General features: G+C 49.5%; 17 protein-coding genes and 4 pseudogenes. 3 read left to right on the forward strand and 18 right to left on the reverse strand.

Annotated elements, in window-relative coordinates; genetic code table 11:
• Positions 1-132: 132 nt before the first annotated feature.
• From JCM15908_RS07790 to JCM15908_RS13070, 12 genes and pseudogenes are all read right to left on the reverse strand, one after another.
• The gene (locus JCM15908_RS07790; RefSeq protein WP_025002918.1) at positions 133-1,326 is read right to left on the reverse strand and encodes a DUF2027 domain-containing protein; all 1,194 of its coding nucleotides are present in this window, start codon (positions 1,324-1,326) and stop codon (positions 133-135) included.
• Positions 1,327-1,353: 27 nt separating this feature from the next.
• Complete coding sequence (locus tag JCM15908_RS07795) at positions 1,354-2,625, reverse strand: S-adenosylmethionine:tRNA ribosyltransferase-isomerase (protein WP_025002919.1); 1,272 nt, start codon at positions 2,623-2,625, stop codon at positions 1,354-1,356.
• Between the two features lie 86 nt (positions 2,626-2,711).
• Positions 2,712-3,338, reverse strand: coding sequence for a phosphatase PAP2 family protein (locus JCM15908_RS13055; RefSeq protein WP_084607839.1), 627 nt, complete (start codon positions 3,336-3,338; stop codon positions 2,712-2,714).
• 24 nt (positions 3,339-3,362) lie between these two features.
• Positions 3,363-5,939 (reverse strand): BatD family protein, encoded by a 2,577-nt coding sequence (locus JCM15908_RS07805; protein WP_025002920.1) that lies wholly within the window; start codon positions 5,937-5,939, stop codon positions 3,363-3,365.
• 4 nt (positions 5,940-5,943) lie between these two features.
• Positions 5,944-6,642, reverse strand: coding sequence for a tetratricopeptide repeat protein (locus tag JCM15908_RS07810; protein WP_025002921.1), 699 nt, complete (start codon positions 6,640-6,642; stop codon positions 5,944-5,946).
• On the reverse strand, positions 6,639-7,664 hold the full coding sequence (locus JCM15908_RS07815) for a vWA domain-containing protein (RefSeq protein WP_025002922.1): 1,026 nt from the start codon (positions 7,662-7,664) through the stop codon (positions 6,639-6,641). The genes JCM15908_RS07810 and JCM15908_RS07815 overlap by 4 nt, the downstream gene beginning before the upstream one ends.
• A 54-nt stretch (positions 7,665-7,718) precedes the next feature.
• Positions 7,719-8,714, reverse strand: a complete 996-nt coding sequence (locus tag JCM15908_RS07820) for a vWA domain-containing protein (RefSeq protein ID WP_025002923.1) — start codon at positions 8,712-8,714, stop codon at positions 7,719-7,721.
• Positions 8,715-8,738: 24 nt separating this feature from the next.
• Positions 8,739-8,990, reverse strand: coding sequence for a hypothetical protein (locus JCM15908_RS14155; protein WP_051530778.1), 252 nt, complete (start codon positions 8,988-8,990; stop codon positions 8,739-8,741).
• The gene (locus JCM15908_RS13060; protein ID WP_051530779.1) at positions 8,990-9,805 is read right to left on the reverse strand and encodes a BatD family protein; all 816 of its coding nucleotides are present in this window, start codon (positions 9,803-9,805) and stop codon (positions 8,990-8,992) included. The genes JCM15908_RS14155 and JCM15908_RS13060 overlap by 1 nt, the downstream gene beginning before the upstream one ends.
• A complete protein-coding gene (locus JCM15908_RS07830) occupies positions 9,802-10,674 on the reverse strand; it encodes a DUF58 domain-containing protein (RefSeq protein ID WP_025002924.1) in 873 nt (290 codons plus the stop codon). The genes JCM15908_RS13060 and JCM15908_RS07830 overlap by 4 nt, the downstream gene beginning before the upstream one ends.
• Before the next feature lie 41 nt (positions 10,675-10,715).
• Positions 10,716-11,710 (reverse strand): annotated as a pseudogene (locus JCM15908_RS13065) (AAA family ATPase).
• 626 nt (positions 11,711-12,336) lie between these two features.
• Positions 12,337-12,890: pseudogene (locus JCM15908_RS13070) on the reverse strand (30S ribosomal protein S16).
• A gap of 220 nt (positions 12,891-13,110) precedes the next feature.
• Between JCM15908_RS13070 and JCM15908_RS14405 the strand changes: the two are divergent.
• Both JCM15908_RS14405 and JCM15908_RS13075 read left to right on the forward strand, forming a co-directional pair.
• The gene (locus tag JCM15908_RS14405; protein WP_084607840.1) at positions 13,111-13,404 is read left to right on the forward strand and encodes a glycosyltransferase family 2 protein; all 294 of its coding nucleotides are present in this window, start codon (positions 13,111-13,113) and stop codon (positions 13,402-13,404) included.
• Complete coding sequence (locus JCM15908_RS13075; RefSeq protein ID WP_084607841.1) at positions 13,383-13,994, forward strand: glycosyltransferase family 2 protein; 612 nt, start codon at positions 13,383-13,385, stop codon at positions 13,992-13,994. Before JCM15908_RS14405 ends, JCM15908_RS13075 begins: the two co-directional genes overlap by 22 nt.
• Before the next feature lie 983 nt (positions 13,995-14,977).
• Here JCM15908_RS13075 and JCM15908_RS07850 read toward each other — a convergent pair.
• The 4 genes and pseudogenes from JCM15908_RS07850 to JCM15908_RS07865 form a co-directional block, all read right to left on the reverse strand.
• On the reverse strand, positions 14,978-15,730 hold the full coding sequence (locus tag JCM15908_RS07850; RefSeq protein WP_025002926.1) for a shikimate dehydrogenase family protein: 753 nt from the start codon (positions 15,728-15,730) through the stop codon (positions 14,978-14,980).
• Positions 15,731-15,745: 15 nt separating this feature from the next.
• Positions 15,746-16,480 (reverse strand): bifunctional demethylmenaquinone methyltransferase/2-methoxy-6-polyprenyl-1,4-benzoquinol methylase UbiE, encoded by a 735-nt coding sequence (ubiE, locus tag JCM15908_RS07855; RefSeq protein WP_025002927.1) that lies wholly within the window; start codon positions 16,478-16,480, stop codon positions 15,746-15,748.
• A 203-nt stretch (positions 16,481-16,683) separates the two neighbouring features.
• Positions 16,684-17,639: pseudogene (locus JCM15908_RS13080) on the reverse strand (phosphoribosylaminoimidazolesuccinocarboxamide synthase).
• Positions 17,617-18,609, reverse strand: coding sequence for a PhoH family protein (locus JCM15908_RS07865; protein ID WP_025002928.1), 993 nt, complete (start codon positions 18,607-18,609; stop codon positions 17,617-17,619). Before JCM15908_RS07865 ends, JCM15908_RS13080 begins: the two are co-directional and overlap by 23 nt.
• A 109-nt stretch (positions 18,610-18,718) precedes the next feature.
• Here JCM15908_RS07865 and JCM15908_RS07870 point away from each other — a divergent pair, with 109 nt between their 5' ends.
• Positions 18,719-19,528 carry a DUF5715 family protein gene (locus tag JCM15908_RS07870; protein ID WP_025002929.1) on the forward strand — a complete coding sequence of 270 codons (810 nt, stop codon included), beginning with the start codon at positions 18,719-18,721 and terminating at the stop codon, positions 19,526-19,528.
• 374 nt (positions 19,529-19,902) lie between these two features.
• Here the strand turns inward: JCM15908_RS07870 and rpsA are convergent, their stop codons facing one another.
• Both rpsA and JCM15908_RS15670 read right to left on the reverse strand, forming a co-directional pair.
• Positions 19,903-21,687 (reverse strand): 30S ribosomal protein S1, encoded by a 1,785-nt coding sequence (gene rpsA, locus JCM15908_RS07875; RefSeq protein WP_025002930.1) that lies wholly within the window; start codon positions 21,685-21,687, stop codon positions 19,903-19,905.
• A 122-nt stretch (positions 21,688-21,809) separates the two neighbouring features.
• Positions 21,810-23,591: pseudogene (locus JCM15908_RS15670) on the reverse strand (translocation/assembly module TamB domain-containing protein); the annotation flags it as partial.
• Positions 23,592-25,609: the final 2,018 nt, after the last annotated feature.

Genomic DNA, 25,609 nt, shown 5'->3' on the forward strand with positions numbered 1-25,609 from the left:
GAATGCACCCCACTCGTGGGGTATGAATGCACCCCACTCGTGGGGTACGAAAGCACCCCGCCCGTGGGGTACGAAGGCAGCTAGACTAAAGGGGCATCCGGGGGCTGCACCATATCCCCGAGGATAGCGGAACTATCTGATTATCACCTGTGTAGCACCATATCCATACTCTCTGAACGAGGCGTCCTGATAGAGGTGCTGCTTGTACTTGTAGTTCAGTTCGTGGATGACGGCACGACGCAGCACACCTTCGCCCTTGCCGTGGATAAAGATGATTTTCTGACCTTTATTGGACTTATACTGGTCGAGAACCTTGCGGAAAACGTCCAACTGATATTCCAGTATGTCGCCGGCACTCATACCGACCGTGGTTTCCAACAGTTCATTGGCATGGAGGTCGACCACTATCTTGTCGTCTTTCAGCACCTGCTTCACTTTTCTCGACTTCGACTGTCCGGGGCTGTACCGTTTCACCAGTCCGTCTGCCGGGTGCTCCAAACGTGCCGGCTGCTTCCGCTCCTCCTTTATCCTGTTTTCCTTGGGTTCTTCCACAAAAACGACGCTGTTAGCTTTCATCGGCTCGTCCTGCTCTACCAACGCGTAGAGCAAGGCTGGCCCGGCAAAGAAGTCGTTCTGGCGGAACGTGTTGAGCTTATAGAACTTCACGCCGTCAACATGGAAGCGGATGTCCATGGCAGGCTTCATCGTGTAGTCCTTGTCCACCTTATAGGCAAACAGCTGGACGGCAGCGTTGTGCAGGTCGTTAAGTTCATTGTTGGAGATTTTCTCCATGAAGACCTTCGTGTTCGGTTCCAGTTCGCCCGTCGCACGCAGCTTCCATGCGCCGTCATCGGCAGAAGCGGCATACGAGAACTTCACGTAGTAGTTTGAATCGTTGACGAGATAGCATGTAAAGGCGGTATGAGAAAGCTCGTTGAGGGCCTGCGGGACAAACGCGAGGTAGATTGACAGCCTATCGCCGCCTGTCCGCTCCTTGGGCGGTGCCTCAAAGCCGACAGACGGGTCGTCCTCAGGATTTACCACGTCTGCTTGCTTCCAGTCGTCAGCCATTTCCTCTCCTTCGTTCAACCGCTGACGGATGGACCGCGCATCGCCTTCTCCGGCAGCCTGCCTGCGCTTTGCCTCGTTGGCGATGATGCGGTCGGCAACAGCTCTCTCGTCGGCTACGACAACCACTTCACTGACGGGTGTCGGAATCTCAAATCCGTCCTCATCCTCTACCAATACAATGTTCTTGCCTTGGAAACCAGAAATGCGTCCGCCCCCGGTTTCACTCAGAAATCTGACTTTGTCTCCTATTTTCATTCGTAATAATTCTTCTATGGTTTCACATCAGGGCATCAGCAGGCTGCTGTCCCCATAGCTGAGAAAGCGGAAATCGTGATTCAGAGCATAATCGTAAATCTTCCGCCAGTCGCCCTTCACAAATGCACTGACCAACAACAGCAATGTAGACTGCGGCTGGTGGAAGTTGGTAACGAGTATTCTGACAATCTTGTAGCTGTAGCCCGGCGCAATGATAATCTGAGTACTGGAATGTAAGGCCCCGATTCCGTCCCTGTCCAAGTAGTCTATCAGGTTCTGAATGGATTTCCCGGGCGAGACGGGCACACCGTCTACCACTGCCCAGCCATCGGCATTATGCTCCAAGTCGTATGGCTCCCACTGACCGACGTGCAGCTCTTCCTCCGACAGAGAGGCATTGGATTCCAGTTTCACCCCCATATAATAGAGACTCTCGAGCGTGCGTACGCTGGTCGTTCCAACGGCAATGGCAGCACAGCCATGTCTTAGCAGCCGCTCCAAGGTATGGCGGTGTACAACGACATACTCGGTGTGCATGTTGTGTCCTGCTATCTCTGTGCTCTTTACGGGCTTGAACGTCCCTGCCCCCACGTGGAGGGTCAGCTCGTCCCGCTCTATTCCGGCTTCGTCAATGGCAGCCAGCACTTTGTCCGTGAAATGCAGGCCTGCCGTCGGAGCTGCCACAGAGCCTTTTATCTTGGAGTACACGGTCTGATAAGTGGTCTTGTCGCTCTCCTGTGTCGAACGGTTAAGATAAGGCGGAATGGGCAGTTCGCCCACCTCCTCCAGTATTTCAGCAAAGGAGACCTTGCCGTTATCCCACTCAAAGTCTATCCAATAGTTGGTTCCGCCGGCCTTGGCAGCCGCTTTCTCCCTATCCATCGTGGCAGACAGAGTCAGTTCATTGCCCTTGATGACAAACTTCCGACGCAGCGCACCCTCCTTCCACTTCTTCAGATTGCCAACCATGCATAGCCATGCACAGTGCTGCGTTGTCTGAAACATCAGCTCATAGTCGGTCGGGGCAGCCGGCTCCATCAGGAAGACCTCTATCAAAGCCCCCGTCTCCTTACGGAAGTGCATGCGGGCCTGAATCACCTTCGTGTTATTGAACACCATCAAGGCACCCTTAGGGAGATGGTCGGATATATGATAGAATTTATCTTCCGAAACCTGTCCCTTATTATAAACCAGCAACTTGCTGTGATCGCGCTCGGTTATAGGGAACTTGGCTATCCGCTCGTCGGGAAGCGGGTAATCGTATTCTTGAATCTTTATATGCTTTGTATCTGTTGACATCATATAGACATTGTATAATTATAGTGAAACTACCGTATGCAGTGCAGCGTAGCACAGCGTCAGGACCAGAACGGTCAGCACCAAGTCTATGTCGGATAGCTGTATCCCGACCTCGTATATTGTGTAGAGATATAATGGTTCCACGTCCCTGTCATTTTAGCTACGCGCTTATAAAGAAGATAGACAAAGATACCGACAGCCATTCCCATCACGATGCCGGTCATAATATCAGACGGATAATGGACGGCAAGGTAAAGGCGTGTCCAACAGTTCAGCACTGCCCAAAGAAAAAGGAAAATGCTAAGCATGCGGCTTCTGACCAACAGACTGAAAAATACGGCTATGGTAAAGGTGTTGCAGGCATGGGCAGAAAAGAAACTATAGCCTCCGCCCGTATAGCCATCTATCAGATGCACCATACCAGATAGAGACGGTTCCACCGAAGGACGCAATCTGCCAATAAATGGTTTCACAAATCCGCCATTGAGACCATTGGATATTAACATGCCCAAGCCAACGGCACAAATTATGAGGAATATGCGAGTCCACTTCTCATTATTCCTTACCACAAGATACAGCAAGGCACAATAGAGAGGAATCCATGTATAGCCCATCGTGAGAATCAGGACCAACCTGTCAAGGAACATGTTCTCGCCTCCGTTGAAGAAGAGAAGCATACCTTTATCTATATCTATCAGCTGCTGCAAATTCATCCTTCGTCAATCGTTGAATACAGACTATATCTCTTCTATCTGACCTGTGCGCAACCAACCTGTCCGCCCATCGGCAGAGCGAACCTCTCTCCATCCCTTAATGTTACGGTCGAGTATTTTAACGCTTGTTCCCTCGTGAAGAACAAAGGAATTGGAACTTCTTTGGTCGGGAGTTGCCCTGATTGTTACCGACGGAGCTATAATGACAGCACCGCTGTGAGAATGAATGGCAGACAGCTGCTTGTAGGCCAGGAATACAGACCAGAACAAAAGAAACAATAAAAATAATCCGCCAAAAAAGCCCAACATCCGTGTCCACTGACGCTCCGTGAAAAGATAGAGCAACACAGCTCCGATAAGAAGAATCATAGCCCCAATGGAAAGAAACGCCCATCCGTCAACAGAAACAAGGTCTGCCAACGACTCGTACCAAGTAACAAAGAACATTTGTGATTCTGGAGTTAGCTTGTCTATCGTCTTCGATTGTGCTATTTCCAAGTTAAAGCGAATATCGTCATCGCTCGGAGATAGCCTCAAGGCACGTTCGTAGTTCAATACTGCACGGGGAATGTTGTCTGTACGGTAATAGGCATTTCCCAAATTGTAATAGAGTTCCGCCGATTGTTCCTTCTCCAAGAGAGTCGTGTAATCCTTAATGGCCTTGGCATAGTTTCCTTTGGAATACTCTTTGTCGGCCGTATCTTTTGTTACGGCATAAGCGGAGTATGAGTAGATGGAACCTGACAGAACAGCAAAGAAAAGAAGCAGCTTCGCTTTAGAAGCACCCTTTCCCCTCTTAGGATTCAAGACCTCCTCAATATCCATAATGGCAGATTTCGCTGCATTGAAAGTTTTATTCATATTGCCTTTTTCGTCACCCGGAGCATATCGTTCATACTCACACTCGTCAAGTGCTCCCACAAATTTATCCTTCGTGGAGGCATCTATTCCCAAGCTGTCAAAACGTTCGCTAATGTTATCACGCGAAAGGCTTTCTACCGGCATTCCCAACTTGCTGCCTGCATATCCCCACAAGGCATGCAAGACCTCGTCATAAAAGTCTTCAGCATTACCCTTCAACATCAGCTCACTGGCTTTATGCAATCGCCTTGTAGCCACTTTGCTTGCATTCTTACCCATCAGACTGGCAACATCAGAATAGGCCACAGCCCTTCGACGGAAACTATAAAGCAGGTAAACAAACATAATCAGGAGGAAAAGAAACAATCCCCAATAGAGCGGGGTGCCAAAGAAAACGTTCTCAGTCTCGTTGGTAACAACATTACCCAACTTCAATCCGCGTATGTCCTCATTCTGCAGAGTATTGTAATCCTCCTCATCCGAATTGCTGCCATCCCCTTTCTCTACTCTGACACTCAATGCTTGAGAGTGAATCGTCTTGTAGCTATTCGACGAAGTATCATAATAGATAAAGCTAATTGCAGGAATAATATAATTGCCTCTCTTGCGTGGTACGACAAGATAATCGTAAACTATATTTCCTTCAACCCCATTGGAGGTCAGGCGTGTCTTATCCGTTATCTTTGGATCATAAACCTCAAAGTCCTTTGAAAGATTAAGCTCGGGCTGCTTGAGCAGTTTGAGATTACCTACACCTCCTATCACAACGCGGATGTTGAGCGGATCACCTTCCTTAATTTCTGTCTTACTGAGTTGGGCCGAAATATTAAAGCGTCCAACTCCTCCGGAGAAACCTTTAGGCTTCTCTGGCAGTGGGCTGACCTGAATAGTCAGGCCATTCGTCTTCAGCTCACGCGTAACCTCGCGTGGTCCTCCGTCCACCAAGAAAGCAAAAGGATCATTGGCGTCTTCACCCTGCCGGACAGTTCCCCGGAACGTCAATGCAGGAATCTTCAACGTACCTGTCATCTGTGGGTACAGCACATACTGCTGCCAAATTGTGCAATTATATCTTCTGCCCCTCACCGTTTCACGATGGAAACTGACTGGCTGAGGCTGCTTTATCTCCTGAACGTGGAATCCTGTCAGGTCAGGCATCTTACCTTCAAGATTAGAAAGATTGACGGCCGTATAGACTTTGTAGGTCAGAAGGATAGGTTCCTGTTCGTGAACCCTCGTCTTACTGGCCGTTACAGTCATAAACAAGTCTTTCCCACCATGCCGGCCTGACACAGACGACGAGTTTTCCTCCTCATCCACATAGTTATTACCTCCTGCCGAAGAAGCACGGGAAGTATTGGAATTTCCTGAAGCCGACAACCTGACCGGGGTTGAGGCAAGGTTGTTTCCATTAACTATGATTTTTGCAGGTGGAAGAGTAAACGTCCCCTTCTTGTTGGCAACAAGGATATAAGTGAACGAAGTAGAAGATGAACTGCTGGTATGCCCATTCACAATCTGAATACTCGACTGAGACGACGTATAGGGGCCTGACAAACGCTCTACCCCATTCGGAAGATTCCCCAAACGGAAATTTTGCACCCCATCCGAGAATATTGTATATTCAATAAGGAACTCCTCACCCACGGCAACATGCTTAGGTGCCGCCACCCTGATGCGCTGCGCCTGCATCGACAAAGCGATGATGATGGTCAGAAGTAAGTTTATATATCGTTTCATACGTTTACCAATTTTCGTCCAGTGTTCTGCGACTCGGCTGCTGCATGGCCTTCTTGAGCCGCTCTTGCGTTGCTTTCTCCTTCTGCATGGCAGCATTGAGAAGTTGCTCGGCATTATCCTTACTCATTTGCTCCTTCTGCCGAGGCTGATTTTTAGGATTCTGCTTCTCCTGTTTATTCTTATCCTTATTGTTTTGCTTCTTTTCTTGATTGTCTTTGTTCTTATTTTGGTTCTTGTCGTTCTTTCCTCCTCCCGACTTATTCTGTTTTTGCTGTTGTTGCTGCTGCCTCATGCACATTGCCAAATTGAAACGGGCATTATCGTGGTGAGGGTTGGCACGCAAAGCATTTTTATAAGCCTCTATCGCCTTCTGATAGTCTTGCTTCTTCTGTTGTATCCTTCCTAAGTTATAAAAAGCCTTTGCCTTTCCACTGGGGTTGGAGGCTTGACGAGCTGCATTTGTAAAGCGTGCAATGGCCTGCCCATCCTTTCCCTGAGCCTGCAAGGCGCATCCAAGATTGTATGATGCCAATCCACTCTGCGGATTCCGGCCCAAAGCCTTCCGATAACTCACTTCCGCCTGTGCATACTGCTTTTGACGAAAGAGCCGATTGCCCTCCCGGATAAACTGGCGGTCGGTCTGTGCCTGAACAGACAGGAAAGCCAGCCAAAACAGCATGATAGACACTATTCTCTCTTTCATCCTTTTCGTGTAAATAAATGCCACTTTCTCATGACAGGGTTCTGTCCCTCCAAAAGAACCGTCTCCACTATCAGAAGAATCAACAGGATAACAGCAACTGCCTGAAACTGCTCGTCAAAGTCGCTGTATACTACACTATTGACTTCTCCCTTTTGCAATTTACCCAATTCCGAGAAAAGCCGGCTCTCCGCATAACTGGTATTGTCTATATGAATATACATACCCTGCCCCGCCGAAGCTATCTGCTGACACATCTGCTCATTAAGACGCGTCATTACGGTATTTCCTCCTTTGTCTTTCAGATACTCTCCATCGTTCAGCGGAATAGGCGCACCGGCAGGATTTCCAATACCCAGTATAAAAACCTTTATACCTGCCGAGGCGGCTTTTTTTGCCATTTCCTCAGCATTTTTCTCATGGTCTTCACCATCCGTTATGAGCACAACAGCCTTTCCTGCCTTCGACTTCGGATTGAAACTATGCATAGCAAGGTCAAGTGCCTGTCCTATATCAGTTCCCTGTGTACCTATCAATGAGGGTTCAATATCGTCCAAAAACATCTTGGCTGAGACAAAATCGCTCGTGATAGGCAACTGTACGAAAGCATCTCCGGCAAAGACGACGAGACCAACCTTGTCGTCCGAGAACCTGCTTAAAAGATTCTCAACCATCAATTTACTCTTGTCTAACCGCGAGGGAACCACATCCTGCGCCAACATGGAGTTGCTGATGTCCAGTGCTATAATCGCTTCTATACCCTGACTCTTATCGGTCGAGACCTTCGCTCCCATCTGCGGACGTGCCAAAATTACTATCAACGACACAACCATCAGCAACATCAGCACAAACTTCACGTGAGGCCGATACTTGGAAACATCAGGAGTCAGCTGCCGCAACAAGACTGGCTCTCCGAACGCTTTCAGACGACGACGGCGTTTATAAAGATACACAATGTAGACAATTGCCAACAAGGGTATCAGCAACAAGAGCCATAGATATGTAGGATTGTCGAATCTGAACATTTCTCTCTGTTATTATTTCTTCTGCATATTCGTCAGGAGTCCCATTCATCCATGTTATGGAATCCTTCGCAGTATTGTTGTCCTAAGCACAATTTCAAGAAGCAGGCTCATCAATGCCAAAATGGCAAAAGGCAGAAAAGCCTCATACCGCCTACTCGAGGCTGTACCGTTGATTTTCGTCTTCTCCAGCTTACCTATATCCTGATAGATTTGCGCCAGTTCAGAGCGGCTCTGCGCACGATAGAACTCGCCATTCGTTGTAATGGCTATATCTTGCAATGCCTTATAGTCTATCTCACCCTTGGCCTGAATGTACTGTACATGACCATTGATTGAGATGGGATAGCGTGCCATTCCACTCGTTCCCAAACCGATAGTATAGACGCGCACTCCCATTTTCTTGGCTATGGCAGCTGCCGTCATGGGCGATATGTCCCCCATATTATTGCTGCCATCGGTCAGGAGAATGACCACCTTGCTTTTGGCTTTCACGTCTTTTAGTCTGCTGACAGCATTGGCAAGTCCCATTCCTATGGCCGTTCCGTCCTGAATCAGACCGTTGGCAGCCAAGTCGGTTCTTACACTCCGAAGCAGATTCAAGAGGGCGGCATGATCTGTAGTCATCGGACACTGCGTAAAGGATTCGCCGGCGAAGATAGTCAGCCCGATATTGTCGTTGGGACAGGCATTGATAAACTCTGTGGCAACATCTTTGGCTGCCTCCATTCTGTTGGGCGACACATCTTCCGCCAACATACTGGTAGAGATGTCCATAGCCAGCATAATATTGATGCCCTCTCCTTCGTCATTGTTCCAAGGAGTGTAGGTCTGGGGCCGTGCCAACACTATCACGACGAGTGTATATGTCAGGCAACGGAGGAACATGGGCAGATGAATCATCCTGATACGCCAACTCTTCGGTGCATATTCGTAAGCGAAAGTATCACTCATACGCATCGTAGGTTCACCCCGCCTATACAGGAAGTACCAAAGAATATAGGGGATGAGCAGCAGGAGCAGCAGTAAAAATTCCTTATCGGCAAATTCCATTTTCCACATCTTTAATCAATTGTCTCAATTCATCAACTCATAGATGGAGAGAGCAATGTATGTCAGGAGTGCAACTATGACGACAATCAATACACCTATCAGCAATCGAAGCAACATTCGCGAACGCCTGTTGCGCTGAACGGTCTTCACCGTCTCATCCTCCTCTGACTTCAATTCCGGCACTGCTTCTATCTTGGTGTCTTCGATGAACTGCACGACATGGGTAAGATACAGCGTCTTCTCGTTCTCCCGGGTAGAATATTTGGCAAACTTCACTAAGTCGCAGTCTGAAACACCTCTCTCAGTTCCTGTAGCTTGTCCCGATTTGCCTCTTGTTTCAGTTGAGCCAATATCTCGGCAGATGTCATTTCCTTGGCATTGAAGCCGAAACGGTCTTCTAAATATTGCCGGAGCACGTCTGTCAACTGGGTGTAATATATCTTCTCGCCGTCCTGACCTTCTTCTGCTCTCCGCCGAATCAGTCTTATATCGTCCAACGCCCGTTCGTGCGGCAGCTTCCGTTTCCTGACTTTTGCAAGAACCGCCAAGGGCTTATTGTCGCGAAGCCGCAAATGAAGATAAAATGCAAGGCATGCCAACAGCACGGCAAGGACACTCAGCCAGAAATAGGGCAGCACCTCTCCCAACGAGAAAGGATTGTCCATGATGTCGTCCGCAGGCCGCATCTGCGCCTGTTTCCCTGTATAGGCACGCAGGCTGTCTACCGTAAGAGGAATAGACTTGGTGGGATAGTTCTTTCCGTCTACCTTCACATTCAGCGACGGAACGGTTGTTTTCCTGCTGTTCCAGCCTGTCAATGTATAGGTATGGGCTATCGTTTGCCGGCCGTCCTCCATCTCCAGCGTGTCCTGTCGGCTGCCAACTACCTCCAAGTCGGAGTTGAGCGACTGCTGAGAACGATAGATCGGGAAAACGACCTTGGCTCCCTGATGTGCCGTTACGCTGACGGTCAGGTGAGTTTGTTCGCCTATCAGAATAGTGGTCGAATCCAGTCGGGCTTCAACTTTGGTCTGAGCAAAGGCGGCTACAGCACCTGCAATCAGCAAGAATATGGTAATGAAATTCCTCATCTACTTCTTTGGGCAAATAAAGCCATCAGTTTACGGACATAATCTTCGTTTGTTGCCACAGCGATATTGTCGACACTGGCCTTCATAAACAGGTTGTCAAGCATATCTTGCCGTTTGTTCCAATACGCCTTGTGGGCATCGCGCAATTTCCGGCTACTTGTATCGATGCACATTTCGTGCCCCGTCTCGGCATCCTTCACCTTCAGCAATCCCACGTCGGGCAGCTCCTTAGCCCGCGGGTCATAGAGTTGGATTGCCACTACGTCGTGCTTGCGGTTGGCAATGGTCAGCGTCGTCTCGAAATCGAACCGGGTATAGAAATCGCTGAGTATGAACGACGTACAATGCCGCTTCATCACTTTGGTCAGATACTCCACCGCCATGCCCACGTCTGTCCGGGTGCTTTCTGCCTTAAAGTCAAGCATTTCACGGATGATGTAAAGTATATGCCTGCGCCCTTTCTTGGGTGGGATATACTTCTCTATCCTGTCCGAAAAGAAGATGACGCCAATCTTGTCGTTGTTCTGAATGGCAGAGAAGGCCAAGGTAGCGGCTATTTCGGTTACCAAATCTTTCTTGAGCTGGTGGGAAGTCCCGAAGTCGAGCGAGCCACTGACGTCTATCAGGAGCATAACGGTCAGTTCGCGTTCCTCTTCAAAGACCTTCACGAAAGGACGGTGGAAACGTGCCGTAACATTCCAGTCTATGTCCCGGACATCATCGCCATACTGATACTCGCGAACCTCCGAAAAAGCCATACCACGCCCCTTAAAGGCAGAATGGTATTGCCCGGCGAAGATGTTCTGGCTCAGTCCGCGGGTCTTTATTTCGATTTTCCTGACCCTCTTGAGCAAATCGGCTGTATCCATTGACTATCCGGCGATTAAAGTTTCCTTATTATACTTTTCCGTTATGGCACCTCTACCTTATTGATAACCTCACTTATGATTTCCTCGGCAGTAACACTGCTGGCCTCGGCTTCGTACGAAAGTCCGATGCGATGACGGAGAACGTCGTGGGCAACGGCCCTGACATCTTCGGGAACGACGTAGCCACGGTGCTTGATGAAAGCATACGAACGGGCAGCCTTGGCCAGATTGATGCTGGCACGGGGGCTTCCGCCGAAGGTTATCATCTGCTTGAGATTGGAGAGTTGGTAACGCTCCGGGAAACGGGTAGCGAAGACGATGTCGGCAATATACTGCTCTATCTTTTCGTCTATATAGACTTCGCTGACCACGGCACGTGCCTTAAGAATGTCGTCGGAAGAGATGACAGGCCGGACCTCGGGAAGACTCGGACGAAGATTCTCGCGGATGACCAACTTTTCCTCCTCAAGATGGGGTACTGAATGATGACCTTCAGCATGAAACGATCTACCTGTGCCTCGGGAAGCATATACGTTCCCTCCTGCTCTATCGGGTTCTGGGTTGCCATCACCAAGAAGGGACTCGGCAACCTGAACATCTGCTCACCGATGGTTACCTGATGTTCCTGCATCGCCTCGAGCAGTGCGCTCTGCACCTTGGCAGGGGCACGGTTGATTTCGTCGGCAAGGACGAAGTTGGCAAACACCGGCCCTTTCTTCACGTGGAAACTCTCGTCCTTCTGCGAATATATCTGCGTGCCGATAACGTCGGCCGGCAGCAAGTCGGGAGTGAACTGAATACGGCTGTATTTGGAGTCTATCAGCTGGGAAAGGGTCTTGATGGCAAGCGTCTTTGCCAAGCCGGGCACGCCCTCGAGAAGTATATGCCCGTCGCTGAGCAATCCTATCAGCAAGGAATCTACAAGGTGCTGCTGACCTACGATAACTTGGCTCATACCCGTAACGAGATGGGTCAGGAAAGCACTCTGCTGCTCTATCCGGATGTTCAGTTCGCGAATATCAATAGCTTCTGCCATAATTGAAATATCTTTATAATCTTGTTTCCAAATTAATTAGACGCAAAATTACTACAATAAAGCGACTATGCCGAAGAATAGCATCTAAATTATATTAAAAAGACTGGCTGACAGAGGCTTTTTAAGAAACTTTTCAGTTACTTCATTTCCCTTTCACGTATCTGCACATATAGCCCGATACAACCCTTACATATCGGTGAGAAAAACACCGGTACGGAGGAGCATCCCTCGGGGAGAAGCACCCGGAAGGCTTCATCCCCTGCGAGCGACGGCCTGCTCCATCCGCACCCGTTACGTGAAAGTTATTTACAGTAAGAAAGGGACGGGGCTGCCCGATATCAGAAAGACAAGGGGGCGGACGGAGATTCTCATCCCATTAAGATTCAGACGCTTGCAGTCCCACAAATCATAATGCTGCCCCCACGGAACGAAAAAGGCTTTCCGATGATTCCAAAACGCCGCTTTCATGCCATCAGAGTGGCGGTTTGACCCTGCCGGAACGCCACTTTCGCCCTGCCATCCGCAAGCAGCAGCTGAATAATCCTGACAAAACAGGAAAACCGGCATAAAGACAAAGGCCATAACCTCCGAAGAGATTATGGCCCTGACTAATGACCCTGAAAGAATTAAGCCTCGGCAGGAGCTCCGTAGCCTCGCCCTCTGCGGGTGCAGCCTCTTCGGCAGCCTTGGCAGCCTCTGCCTCTGCCTTAGCAGCAGCCTCGGCAGCCTTCTTGTCGGCTACTTTCTTTGCAATTGCCTCGTTTACCTTCTTCTCTGCCTCGAGGTTCTTTACTGCGGCAGCCTTCTTCTCGTCGGCAGTCTTCTTCTCCTGAGCCTCCGTAGCAGCAACCTTTGTCTGCTTCCAAGCATCAAACTTCTGCTGGCAGGCAGCCTCGTCGAAGGCACCTTTCTTCACGCCCCCGCGGAGATGCTTCATCATGTAAACACCTTCGCCTTTGAGGATGTTGCGGACTGTGTCTGTAGGCTGGGCACCTGTCTCAACCCAGTAAAGGGCACGGTCGAAATTCAAATCTACTGTGGCTGGATTGGTGTTTGGGTTGTAAGTACCAATCTTTTCAGTAAATTTACCATCACGTGGTGCACGAGCGTCAGCGATTACGATACGGTAGAAAGCGTAGTTCTTGCGACCGCCACGCTGCAATCTGATTTTTGTTGCCATAATTTTTAATTGACTTTTAATTAGGTTTGAATTTAATGCTGCCATCTCGTAGCAGCGGTGCAAAAGTACTTCTTTTATCTGATATTCCCAAATTATCGCCGGGCAAATTGACCTACAGGGCCGTCTTCCGGCTGCATAAAGACGGATTTCCGCCCCGTCTTGCCGAATTATTCCCGAAGAAACGGGCGGATTACCCCTAATTTTCAGTAAATTTGCACCCATGAACAGAGGACTCTCCATCCTGATACCCACCTACAACGACATCTGCACCAAGCAGGTGGAACGCATCGTCAGCCTGCTCGGCCGCCAGCCGGACATCGACTACGAGGTGGTGGTTGCCGACGACTGCTCGCCCGACAGGCAGTGTGTCGCGGCCAATTCGCAGATATCCGCCTACGGCCGATGCCGCTACATCCGGCTGGACAAGAACAGGGGACGCGCCGCCATACGCAACTATCTGCACGAACGGCAAAGTACGACTGGCTGCTCTACTTGGACTGCGGCGTCATCGTAGACGACGAGGACTTCTTCGCCAACTATCTGCGGCACTGCGGCAGGCGGACGGACGTCGTCTGCGGAGGCGTGAAGCCGCAACCGCCACGCGGAAACAGCAGGGAGAGCCTGCGCTACAACTACGAAAAAAGACATTTCGACACCCACCCTGCGGAGATACGCGCCCGACAACCCTACCTCAGCTTCAGGACGACCAACTTCCTCATCAGAAAGGAAGTGATGGTGCGCACCGGCATAAACGAAGACTTCAGGACATTCGGATACGAGGACGTCGACTTCGGAAGACGGCTGCAGGCGGCACATGCCGGCATACTGCACATCGACAATCCCGTATCGTACTACGAATACGAGGACAACGCAACCTATCTCCGAAAGATAGAGGAAAGCCTCCGCACACTCTCGGCCCACCGCGACACCCTGCGACGCTACTCTCCGCTGCTGACAACCCTGCACCGCCTCCGCCCCATCCTGCCGCTCATACGCCTCTTCCACCGTCTGGCACAGGAATGGGAAAGGCGCAACCTGACGGGCAGACATCCGTCCCTGTGGGTGCTCAGACTTTACAAAATGGGATATTTCCTCTCGCTATAAGGCGAGTCCTCCCTCCACCTTCCCCCCCTCCAAGGAACAATGAAAGAAGAGAGAGAAAGCAATACAGCTGTAAAAATAAATTATCCACCTTCCTTCTCCTGACCCGATTGATTGCAAACACCTTCCGGACGCCTCCTCCGGCCAGTCTGCCGATGCTGTAGACGGGCAGGGGAAATCCCGTCAGACGCCCGTTTCGCCCATTTCTTAACCAGACCGCAATCCATTGACAATCAGGTTATTACAAAACCGCCCATCCTTCTTCTAAAAAAGTAGCTTCGTTTTCCCTGAAAAGTACCTTCGTTTTCTTCAAAAAGTACCTTCATTTTACCCAAAAAGTACCTTCGTTTTACCCAAAAAGTACCTTCGTTTTTCTAATAAGTACCTTTACTCCTTCTTGAGAAGCACCTTTGTCTCTTCTGAACAATACCATCTTTTCTAACAGAAAGTAGCATCTTTTTCGGTAGAGAGAATCATCTTTCTGTCAAAACATTTCATTATTTTTCAGCACAATCCTCCGTCCCCCTACCCTCCAAGAAACCACATTTCCTCCACGCTGATACAGGGAAAGACATCCCCGTCCCCGCGCATTTACATGCACATTCCGCAACCAACACGTAGGGACAGGCCCCGTGCCTGTCCGCCAAACACACCGACCCAACCGCCTGCATCGGACAGACACGAGGTATGTACCTACATTCCGACTATCGGCAAAGGAGATTCAGGCGCACCATCACCCGTTCCCCCACACTCCGCCCATCCTTTCTCCTGCAAAGCAAATACGGCTTAGGGCAACCCTCCGCTGAACGGGAAACGCACGGGCACGGAGTTCTGCCCGGCACAAAGAAAGACGGGGACAAACGAAACCATTCGTTTGTCCCCGCCCTTATGCCGGAATCCTGCTTCTGCACGAAAGGGAAAATGATGCCGGCGACCAGAATCCGAAGATACTTTCATAATACCGGGCCGCACCGATTTCCGTCCCGTTACCGCTGCTCCTTTCCGTTCCAGAACTCCCAGCTTGCGAAGGCCTGAAGAAGAAGCATTTCAAGCCCGTTCTTCACGATAGCCCCGCGCTCGCGGCCCCGCTGCATGAAGAGCGTCTCGTCGGGATTATAGATAAGGTCGTAAAGCAGCGTATGGCCGTCCATAGCCTCGTAGGGAAGCGAGGGGCACTCGTCGGCATTGGGATACATGCCCAACGGCGTGCAGTTGACAATGACATTGTACTCTCTGACTATATCGGGCGTCAGCTCCCCGTATGTAAACGCGTCGGCACGCTTGGCGCGCGAAACGAAGCGCGTCGCGAGTCCCAGCGACTTCAGGCCGTAGTCGACGGCCTTGGCGGCCCCGCCCGTTCCGAGAACGAGTGCCTTCCTGTGATGACGTTCGAGGAGCGGCTCTATGCTTTTGGTAAATCCTATGACGTCGCTGTTGAATCCCTTCAGCAAGGTCTTGCTGCCCTTACGGGTAACCCGGATGACGTTGACCGCCCCGATGGCCCTCGCTTCCGGGCTTAGGCTGTCGAGAAACGGAATGACCTGCTCCTTGTAGGGGATGGTTACGTTAAGTCCGCGCAGACTGGGGGTGGAGTCCAATATCTGGACGAGACGCTCAATGGAGGGAATCTCGAAGTTGATGTAGCGCGCGTCAATTCCCTCATTCTCAAATTTCTCATTAAAGTAGCCTACCGAGAAGGAATGTCCCAGTGGGCATCCGATGAGTCCATATTTATCCATAGACACTGAATTGTTTTATTTTTCTGCAAGGTACATCGTGCAGATGCCGAACGTAAGCCGCCTGAACGAAGTCTTCCTGAAGCCTGCCCGGGCGAGGATTCCCATCATTTCCTCGCCTTGCGGAAAGGCAGCGATGGTCTTGTTCAGATAGTCGTAGGCATTGCCGTCCTTGGAGACAAGCCTGCCATACGTGGGAAGCACGATGGCAGAATAGACCTTGAACAGCTGCTTCATCGGAAAGCTCACGGGCGTGGTCAGCTCCACGATGGCGAGGTGTCCGCCGGGCTTCAGTACCCGGCACATCTCGCTCAGCCCCCTGTCGAGATTCTCGAAGTTGCGGATACCGAATGCAGCCGTAACGGCATCGAAGGTGTCGGACGGGAAAGTCAGGTTCAGGCAGTCCTCTTTTTGGAACGAGATGATGCCGTCCAGCCCCGCCGCCTTCACCTTCCGCCTGCCCACCTGCATCATGCCCTCCGATATGTCGGCACCGACAAGTGCCTGCGGCTTCAGCATTTGGGCAGAGAGAATGGCAAAGTCGCCCGTCCCCGTGGCAATGTCGAGTATCTGCTGCGGATGATAGGGAGCAAGCTGCCGGATTGCCTTACGACGCCATCCGCGGTCAATGTCCCATGACAGGCGGTGATTCAACATGTCGTAAGTCTCGGCAATGTTGTCGAACATCTCTTCGACGAGCTTGCCTTTCTCGCCTTCTCCGTTGTAGGGTTTTATCTTCTCCTGCTCGTACATGTTTTGGAAGTTAAGGAAATTAAACGAGTTAAGGGGGAGTTAGGAAAAGTCTGGGTAGCCGGGAGAGCCGGGGAGGTTTGGGCAGAAGCCTCTGTGCGGCATGAGCGTCCCGGGATTTGACGGGAGCCGCGCCCGGTGCCCTTGCGGCAACATCGCCGCCTCAGCGGTATTGGCTCCGGTTCCCCGGCACCTTATTAATATCCTTAATTCCTTTTGAGTTCTGCCAGACAGCCTTTCACGTTCTTCTCAATGCGTGCGGCAATATCTCCATCCTCGGCAGCCTTGTCGAATTTCTCGCCCGTGATATGCTCGTAAAGCTCTATGTAGCGGTCGCTGACGCTCTCAGCATACTCGTCGGTAATCTCCGGCAGGGTCTGACCCGGCTCGTTCATAAAGTCATGCTCAATGAGCCACTGGCGGACGAACTCCTTGGAAAGCTGCTTCTGCGGCTCGCCCTTTGCCAGCTTCTCCTCATAGCCGCCGGCATAGAAGTAGCGGCTCGAATCGGGCGTGTGAATCTCGTCTATGAGGTAGCACTTACCGTCGCGCTTGCCGAACTCGTACTTCGTGTCAACGAGAATCAGGCCCTGCTTGGCGGCAATCTCCTGACCACGGGCGAAGAGCCTGCGTGTCCAGTCCTCAATGATGGCATAGTCTTCTTCGGATACAATGCCCTGACGGATGATTTCCTCCTTGGAGATGTTCATGTCGTGTCCCTCATCAGCCTTGGTAGTCGGTGTGATGATAGGCTCCGGGAAACGCTCGTTCTCACGCATGCCGTCGGGCAGCTTCACGCCGCAAATCTCCCTGCAACCGTCCTTGTAGCACGCCAAGCAGAACCGGTAAGGATGGAGCGGATTATCATTTCTACACGAAAGCCCTCACATTTCAGACCTACCGTAACCATCGGGTCGGGCGTAGCCAACTTCCAGTTGGGACAGATGTCGGCCGTCATGTCAAGGAACTTGCCGGCAATCTGGTTCAGCACCTGCCCCTTAAACGGTATTCCCTTCGGCAGCACAACGTCGAATGCAGAGATTCGGTCGGTTGCCACCATGACGATGAGGTCGTCGTTGATGTCGTAAACATCACGTACTTTTCCGTGATACACACTCTTCTGTCCATCGAAATGGAAATCAGTCTTTGTTAATGCTTTCATTGTCTTTATGTTTATAGGGTCCTGTCGCTTGTCTCGCCTTGTCGTAAGCCTCGTAGGCGTTGACGATACGCGTAACCAACTTGTGCCTTACAATGTCCTTCTTCGTCAGGTTGATAACCGAAATGCCTTCCACGCCTCCCAAGATGGACAACGCCTCTTTCAGCCCGCTCTTCTCTGCGTGGGGGAGGTCTATCTGTGTCATGTCGCCCGTGATAATCATCTTCGTATTCCATCCCATACGGGTGAGGAACATGCGGATTTGCGCCGGAGTCGTATTCTGGGCCTCATCCAGAATAACGACGGCATCGCTGAGCGTCCTTCCGCGCATGAAAGCCAAGGGGGCAATCTGAATGATGTGCTTGTCCATCATGTCCTGCAACTTCACGGCAGGTATCATGTCCTCCAAGGCATCGTAGAGCGGTTGCAGGTAAGGGTCTATCTTGTCCTTCATGTCGCCCGGCAGGAAACCCAACTTCTCGCCGGCCTCCACGGCGGGCCGGGAAAGTATAATCTTCTTGGCGGTCTTGTCCTTCAGGGCTTTCACGGCCAAGGCTATGCTAAGGTAGGTTTTTCCCGTTCCGGCAGGGCCTACGGCAAACATCATATCGCTTTTCCCGAAAGCGTCAATCAGCAGCTGCTGGTTCTCCGAACGCCCCTTGATGGGCCGGCCCGAAATGGAATAGACGACAACATCCTTCGCTGCATCCGCCTTGGGGCCTTTGCCATTGACAATATCGAGGATGTCCTCCTCACTGATAGTATTATACTTCTCTACGTGCCTGCGCAATAACTCTATATTTTCCTCGAACTTAACCATCTCCTCTTCGTCGCCCAGAACCTTGATGACGTTTCCTCGGGCCACTACCCGGAGCTTGGGGAACAGGGACTTTATCATTTGCAAATGACCATTACCGACCCCGTAGAACACCACCGGGTCAATATCTTCGAGAACTATATGTTTTTCTATCAATTCCTTTGCCTTTAATTATTGGGCGCAAAGATACTATAAAATCGTGAACCTCGCAAATAAATCTAATTTCTTAATTCCCGTTTATCATTTTATTATTACCTTTGTGGCAATGAAAATAAAGTATAGGATTACAAAGAATCAGTTTCTCATTGGTTTTATCGCAGTTACGCTATTGCTGGCACTGGTGCGTCTCATTTTCCCATCAGTGGCAGGGAAAGGATATGCCGTCCAAAAATCAGTACACGATACTATTCAGGAAGATTCCGTCAATATACCATCCGAACCGGCAGACACTATCAGGACAGAACCGCAGCCTGCTCTCGCGCTGCCCCAATTGTCTCATTTTTTCAATACAGACGGCACCCTATCCAAACACCGCATTACAGGAGTCCGCGACTATGACGAGAGCTTTCCCGATTCGCAGAGCCTTCAACTGGCAGCTGCACTGAAGTATGGCGTGCGGCCAGTCATAGACCGTGCCGATGCCGAAAAGCGAAAAGGCGAACTGGTATATGTCGGGAGCAATCCTTTCTTCGACATGAAGAGACTCAACAACAGCGTCCCCTACCTTGTCCCTCGCGCTGCGATTCTGCTTCAGGATATTGCACGCAACTTCATGGACAGCCTGCAGATGAAGGGCGTGCCACTAAACAAGCTCTTGGTTTCGAGCATCCTACGGACAAAAGAGGACGTACAGCGGCTGCGGCAGCACAATCACAACGCCACCGAAAACAGCTGCCACCTTTACGGCACGACCTTCGACATCGCCTACAACAAGTACGGCAGCATCACCCGGCCCGTCCGCGACGACACGCTGAAGTGGATACTGAGTGAGGTCCTCAACGACATCCGCAGGCAGGGCCGCTGCTACATCAAGCATGAGAAGCGTCAGGGCTGCTTCCATATCACAGTAAGGTAACCCCGGCATCGCCTTAAACCTCCGAGAAAAGCAACCTGCACGGCCATGCAGGGCAGACTTGGTCAGAAGTTATCGGATTGTGGAAACATAACAAAAGCATAAAAAACATTTACAACTGCTGCTTTTCAAGTAGCATCTACAACTACTTGAAATACAAGGCTATAAGAAACGCCATGCGAAAGTGCCCGTTTGGCAATGCGAAACGGGCACTTTGACAAGACGAAAGTGCCGTTTTCGCATCATGAAAGTGCCTTGCTGACTATGCGAAAGTGGCACTTTGACCATGCGGTAGGGACGGTATGAAATAAAAATAGGAGGTAAACCTATCTGATAGGTTTACCTCCTAATATATTAAAGTTTCTGGTAAGGAAAGATTACTTTCCTTCTTCCATCTTCTTCTTCAGGTCGGCAAGTACGCCAAGGTCGCCAAGAGAAGTTCCTGCGGCAACATTGTTTACCTGTGGAGTTGCTTCCGGCTTGCGGTTGCCACCGTTATGACGCTGGCGGCGTGGTTCTTCCTTAACCTCTTCGAATGTACGGGAGTGGGAGAGGATGATGCGCTTGGTATCTTTTACAAACTCAATAACCATGAATGGGAGAACTTCACCAAGCTGTGCCTGTGTGCCGTCCTGCTTTACGAGGTGCTTGGGAGTAGCGAAACCTTCTCCGCCTTCGTTGAGCGTGATAACTGCACCCTTGTCCATTGACTCGGTAATCTTACCCTCGTGTACAGATCCCGGAGTGTAAATGGTCTCGTATGTATCCCAAGGATTGGATTCAAGCTGCTTGTGTCCAAGGCTTAGGCGGCGGTTCTCCTTGTCTATTTCAAGAACGACTACATCAATCTCTGCGCCCTGAGTGGTGAACTCTGATGGGTGCTTAACCTTCTTGGTCCAAGAGAGGTCGCTGATATGGATGAGGCCGTCTACGCCTTCCTCAAGTTCTACGAAGATACCAAAGTTAGTGAAGTTGCGAACCTTTGCAGTGTGCTTGGAACCAACAGGATACTTCACTTCGATAGCCTCCCATGGGTCTTCCTTGAGCTGCTTGATGCCAAGAGACATCTTGCGCTCCTCACGGTCGAGCGTGAGGATAACTGCCTCAATCTCGTCACCGACCTTCATAAACTCCTGTGCAGAACGCAGGTGCTGGCTCCAGCTCATTTCTGAAACGTGGATAAGGCCTTCAACGCCCGGCTGTATCTCAACAAATGCACCGTAGTCAGCCATAACGACTACCTTGCCATTGACGTGGTCGCCCACCTTGAGATTTGCATCCAAAGCATCCCATGGGTGTGGTGCAAGCTGCTTCAGACCGAGTGCGATGCGCTTCTTGTCTTCATCAAAGTCAAGGATAACGACATTGATTTTCTCGTCGAGAGCTACAACCTCGTGCGGATCGCTCACGCGGCCCCAAGAGAGATCTGTGATGTGGATGAGTCCGTCAACACCGCCAAGGTCAACGAATACACCGTAAGAAGTGATGTTCTTGACGGTTCCTTCGAGAATCTGACCCTTTTCGAGGTGAGAGATGATTTCCTTGCGCTGTGCTTCAAGTTCAGCCTCAATAAGTGCCTTGTGAGATACAACTACGTTGCGGAACTCCTGATTGATTTTGACAACCTTGAACTCCATGGTCTTGCCTACAAATACATCGTAGTCGCGTATTGGGTGGACGTCAATCTGGCTGCCGGGGAGGAAGGCTTCGATGCCGAATACATCAACAATCATACCGCCCTTAGTGCGGCTCTTGATATAGCCCTGAATAACCTGATCCTCATCCAGTGCCTTGTTGATGTTCTCCCAGCTCTTCTGCAAGCGTGCCTTCTTGTGAGAGAGTACGAGCTGGCCGCGCTTGTCTTCCTGATTCTCAACGTAAACTTCAACCTTGTCGCCGGCCTTCAGCTCTGGGTTGTAACGGAACTCTGATGCAGGGATGATGCCATCGCTCTTGTAGCCGATGTTCACTACAACCTCTTTCTTGTCGATAGAGATGACTGTTCCCTCTACGACCTGATGCTCCTGAATCTTGTTGAGGGTCTCGTCGTAAGCCTTGGTCAGGTCGTCCTTGCTAACCTCTACCTGTGCTCCGTTCTCGAATTCGTCCCAATTGAAGTCAGCTAATGGCTGTACGTTCTTGACGTCTTCAAATTTTGTCATAAATGTTTTTAATAAATTAATTAATAAAGTTTGACTTTATATGAATTACTATCAGTAAGGGCTTTGCACGCCCATACGGGCGCAAAGTTACAAATAATAATCTGAATATCAATGCTTATGCTCTATTTTTTTTGCTTTTTCCTCTTTAATCCCAGTAAATCCCAAATTGTGGTGAAGTCTTTTTTGATGATAAGTCCTATGCCTTGGGTAGTCAGAGAGTTACGGGTGAAATATCTGTCATTGGTATGGTTGTAGAATCGCAGTGCCAAATTGCCGGTAGGATAGAGGAGGTAGCGGATGTCAAAATCACCGATGAAGGACGAGCTGTTGGTCGCTACGTTGTCTCTATAGCCAAACTCTCCGTTAAACAGCAGGCGGTTGTTGAGCAGGCTGCCCGATAGCGTGCCTTCGTATTCGGCATTGTCAAAACCCTCGTTACCCGTTGCAATGTTAGCCCCAAAGTTCCAGTTGTTGTTCTTGACCACATTAGAGAGCACTGTGTTGATTTGTTGTGATAATGTTCCTGACAGCAGGCTTTGCATTGCAAGCGAGGTCTGGCTTTGTGCAGCGGCTCCTTCCTGTACCGCATTGTTGTTTCCTTGGGGGGAGAAACGGCCAAAGGCAAGCAGGTAAAGTACTTGTTGGTTCAGGTCTTGCTCGGAGTTCAGCAATGAGTGAATCATCTGTTGGGCATCGGTAGACAGGGAGGGCAACTCCAGACCGAAGCTGACTGAGGGGGCTGCTGCCGTTCCTCCGATGTTCAACAGGCAATCTACCCGTATGTTGTTTGATGTGAAAGAATGTCCGAGGCTAAGGTCGCTTAATGGCACGGACTTTAGATTGTATACCCCTTTCAGGTTCAGGGCTGCCTCGAAGGGGTCTCCGCCAAACGACAATACTGACCCGGGCTGGAAGACAAACTGCTTCTTTATGATGTTCTGAATCGTCAGGTTATATGTGCCGTAGTCAACATTGTAGTTGCCGAACATCTGGAATCCACCTTTATTATAGTATGTAGCTCTGATGCCGCCGGTACCATTGAGCGCGATGTTGTCGCCTGTTGTTTCATCCATGAGTACGCCCAAGGTGAAGTCAGGAGTCGTGTTGATAAGGAAGTTGAGATGTAAATCACTGGAGAAGTTGGCTGAGGCTTTCCCGTTATTAGTTTTTGGGAGGGCGGTTGTCGGCTCACTTACAGAATCTGGGGTAACATCTCGCCATTTGATGAATGAACTTTCGTCGATTGCCCCATTTGTGGAGGCGTTGTAGGTAATGTAGGAGTTTCGGTTTGGAGTAGCATCTATATTCATGGTTATTTCGCCAGAACGTCCGTGAATGTTACATTGTCCTGTTCCGTATACGACGCCCCAAAAGGTGTTGTTGCCCTGTTTCTTTGGGAAATCATAGGCAAGTAGATTCTGTGCCTCAATGCTTATGTCGTATGTGAGATGCCTTAATGCTTGGTGGTGCAGTCCACCTGTAACAATCCCTATATGTCCGTCTCTGTCTAAAACGGAATCTCTTTCAAAGATAATCTCATTGGGAATGATTCTTACACGGCAATTTCTTAAGTTGTAGGTTGTACCAATAGTTGTAATATCTATATTCCCAGATGCGTACATGTCGCCCTCTATGTTTACGTCTGAAAGTGGCCCCACAACTTTGCACCACCCCTGCGCGGTGGCTTGTATGTTATCCATGAATGAGCCACAGAACTGCTTGAGGAAGTAAAGATGGGTGCCGTGTGCGTAGATAGGCAGGTTGATGTAGCTGTTCTTTATGTCTACATATCCCTTGACGTCTGTGTAGGAGTCTTGGGCTGCTTTCGCCTTGGCGTCAATATGCAGCTTTCCTTCCTTGTTATTGTAGTTTACGTTGGCGAATAGAGTTCCCATGTCTCCGTTATTAAACTTGAAGTCCTTTACTTCAAGGTTTCCGGTGGCAATCGGGTTTGTAAAGGCCGACTTAACGGCGAGACTGCCCGAGGCTATGCCGTCGAAGTCTACACTATGGAAGTTTACCAAATCAAGTATATAGGGAACGTCTATGTCTTTTAGCTGTATAAGCAAAGAGTCTGACGGGCTTCCTGTTGTCTGTCCGTTAATGGTAATGTGCTGATTATGATTGGATACCTCAAAATGGTTGATGTCCAAGCATTTGTTTGTGTAGGTGAGGTCTGATGGTTGGACATTCAGGCTCACGGTGTCGATAACTATCTCTGAAGGGTGGAACTGAAGATTGACTCCAAGCTGACCGCCAGACCTGAATAGTTGTGCCTCGTAGTTGAATCCGCCGTATATTTTCTTTTTTCCATCAATGTTTATATCTGTTGTTGCGGATATGTTGTTGTGGTGGGCAATTCCGGATAATTCTATGGCCACCTGACGCCCATTTTTTCCGTATTTCTCCGTTATAATGTGCGCGTGGAGTGTGCCGTCGGCAGAGTGTACCGTAGCATTGGTGTTTCCAAAATGCTGATTGTCGAAGGAGATGTCTGGCATGTGCAATCCCAAATCTATATCTTGGCTTCTCGTATTGATGCTTCCCTTGACTTCTATGGGCGACAGGGTTTGAATATCAATCCCAAACTGTTGCTTTAATAAGTCTGAGTTAACAAGCTTAATATTAAAGTTATAAGAGTTGTTAGAGTTGAATATAAGGTTGTTGGGAATCAAGGGTGTTAATGCAGGAAGATAATATCTCAAAATGCCGATGAAATCCTTATGTAGATTCTCGTATTGGTAGCTTCCGCTGATGTAGGCCGAACCAAAGTCTGAATTAATTTGCAATGATTTGCTGAGCAGACTAGTGTGTGTTGTGATATTTAAGTGATTGAGTTGGATTTTCTTTTTTCCATCTTGAACGTTGACGTTGTGAAAGTTTAGTTTGCCCGTTAGGTCGTCAAGGGTGGAGCCGGCACCATCAACGGCAGCGTCGAAATTAAGGAGTTTCCCCCCTAAATCTTGGGAAAGATTCAGTGCCGGCAGATTTAATCCTCGGGCGATGAGGTTACAATGGGCTGCGAGTGGCTGTTTCTTGTTGATAAATGCTTTGATGTGATTTACCTGTCCTTCGAATGAGAGGAAGCCATTTGGGTCTTCTATTGATAGTTTCCCGTCAAAGCAGTCCTTGGCGTACTTTCCGTTGATGTAGAGGTTCTTGTAGGAATATCCTTGGTAATCGAATTGTGGCATTATGCCTTGGGCTGATAGGGTGGACAGGTCTTTCTTCCCGGAGATTTTAGCGTTCATGGAGATGTAGTGGAACTTATTGTCCCCTAATACTTTTCCTAAATCGAAATGCTTTGTATGAGCCGCTACCGAGAAAAAATCCTCGCCTGTAAATATGTCTAAAGAGGTTTTTCCTGCTAATGTGGATAACTCTCCATTTACCCTATAGTGCATGTTTTTGCATTTGGCTGTTCCGCGGAAAGCAATATTACCAAGATTATTAAGTCTTTCTGGAAAATTCTTTTGTAAAGTCTTGAATATTAATCGGATAAAAAGATTACTTATATCGAATTTTTTTATGTGTATATCCCATTTGCTGAGAGTGGAAATATTCTCAATCCGTCCTTGTGCAGACAAAGTCAGATTCTTTTTAGGAGACGACAGGTATATGTCCTTTAGGTTGACTATACCCGATGTCAGGTCTGCTTGTGCTCTCAGTTTAATAGGTTCGGATATGTTTTTTAATGCAGGTAGAAAACTTGCTAAATCCGATGGTGTCAATGTTGAAGGGGCGAGATTTATTTTTGCGTGAAGTTGTAGGAGGTTGAACGGACTTCTCTTTTTCCCTCTGTAAACGGCTGAGATGTTGTTTATTTGGATGTTGCTTTGTGGAAGAGAAATGCTAATCCCGGAAATCTTTGCCTGATTTTTTTTGATAATGGCTTGGAGGGAGAGGTCCTTGAGTGTAAGTC

The organism is Prevotella dentasini JCM 15908 (assembly GCF_000614065.1).
GTDB classification, from domain to species: Bacteria; Bacteroidota; Bacteroidia; order Bacteroidales; family Bacteroidaceae; genus Prevotella; species Prevotella dentasini.

Coding starts and splice junctions, on each gene's coding strand:
- JCM15908_RS07790 (WP_025002918.1), bottom strand. CDS start 1,326: ATGAAAATAGGAGACAAAGTCAGATTTCTGAGTGAAACCGGGGGCGGA.
- JCM15908_RS07795 (WP_025002919.1), bottom strand. CDS start 2,625: ATGTCAACAGATACAAAGCATATAAAGATTCAAGAATACGATTACCCG.
- JCM15908_RS13055 (WP_084607839.1), bottom strand. CDS start 3,338: ATGAATTTGCAGCAGCTGATAGATATAGATAAAGGTATGCTTCTCTTC.
- JCM15908_RS07805 (WP_025002920.1), bottom strand. CDS start 5,939: ATGAAACGATATATAAACTTACTTCTGACCATCATCATCGCTTTGTCG.
- JCM15908_RS07810 (WP_025002921.1), bottom strand. CDS start 6,642: ATGAAAGAGAGAATAGTGTCTATCATGCTGTTTTGGCTGGCTTTCCTG.
- JCM15908_RS07815 (WP_025002922.1), bottom strand. CDS start 7,664: ATGTTCAGATTCGACAATCCTACATATCTATGGCTCTTGTTGCTGATA.
- JCM15908_RS07820 (WP_025002923.1), bottom strand. CDS start 8,714: ATGGAATTTGCCGATAAGGAATTTTTACTGCTGCTCCTGCTGCTCATC.
- JCM15908_RS13060 (WP_051530779.1), bottom strand. CDS start 9,805: ATGAGGAATTTCATTACCATATTCTTGCTGATTGCAGGTGCTGTAGCC.
- JCM15908_RS07830 (WP_025002924.1), bottom strand. CDS start 10,674: ATGGATACAGCCGATTTGCTCAAGAGGGTCAGGAAAATCGAAATAAAG.
- JCM15908_RS14405 (WP_084607840.1), top strand. CDS start 13,111: ATGAACAGAGGACTCTCCATCCTGATACCCACCTACAACGACATCTGC.
- JCM15908_RS07850 (WP_025002926.1), bottom strand. CDS start 15,730: ATGGATAAATATGGACTCATCGGATGCCCACTGGGACATTCCTTCTCG.
- ubiE (WP_025002927.1), bottom strand. CDS start 16,480: ATGTACGAGCAGGAGAAGATAAAACCCTACAACGGAGAAGGCGAGAAA.
- JCM15908_RS07870 (WP_025002929.1), top strand. CDS start 18,719: ATGAAAATAAAGTATAGGATTACAAAGAATCAGTTTCTCATTGGTTTT.
- rpsA (WP_025002930.1), bottom strand. CDS start 21,687: ATGACAAAATTTGAAGACGTCAAGAACGTACAGCCATTAGCTGACTTC.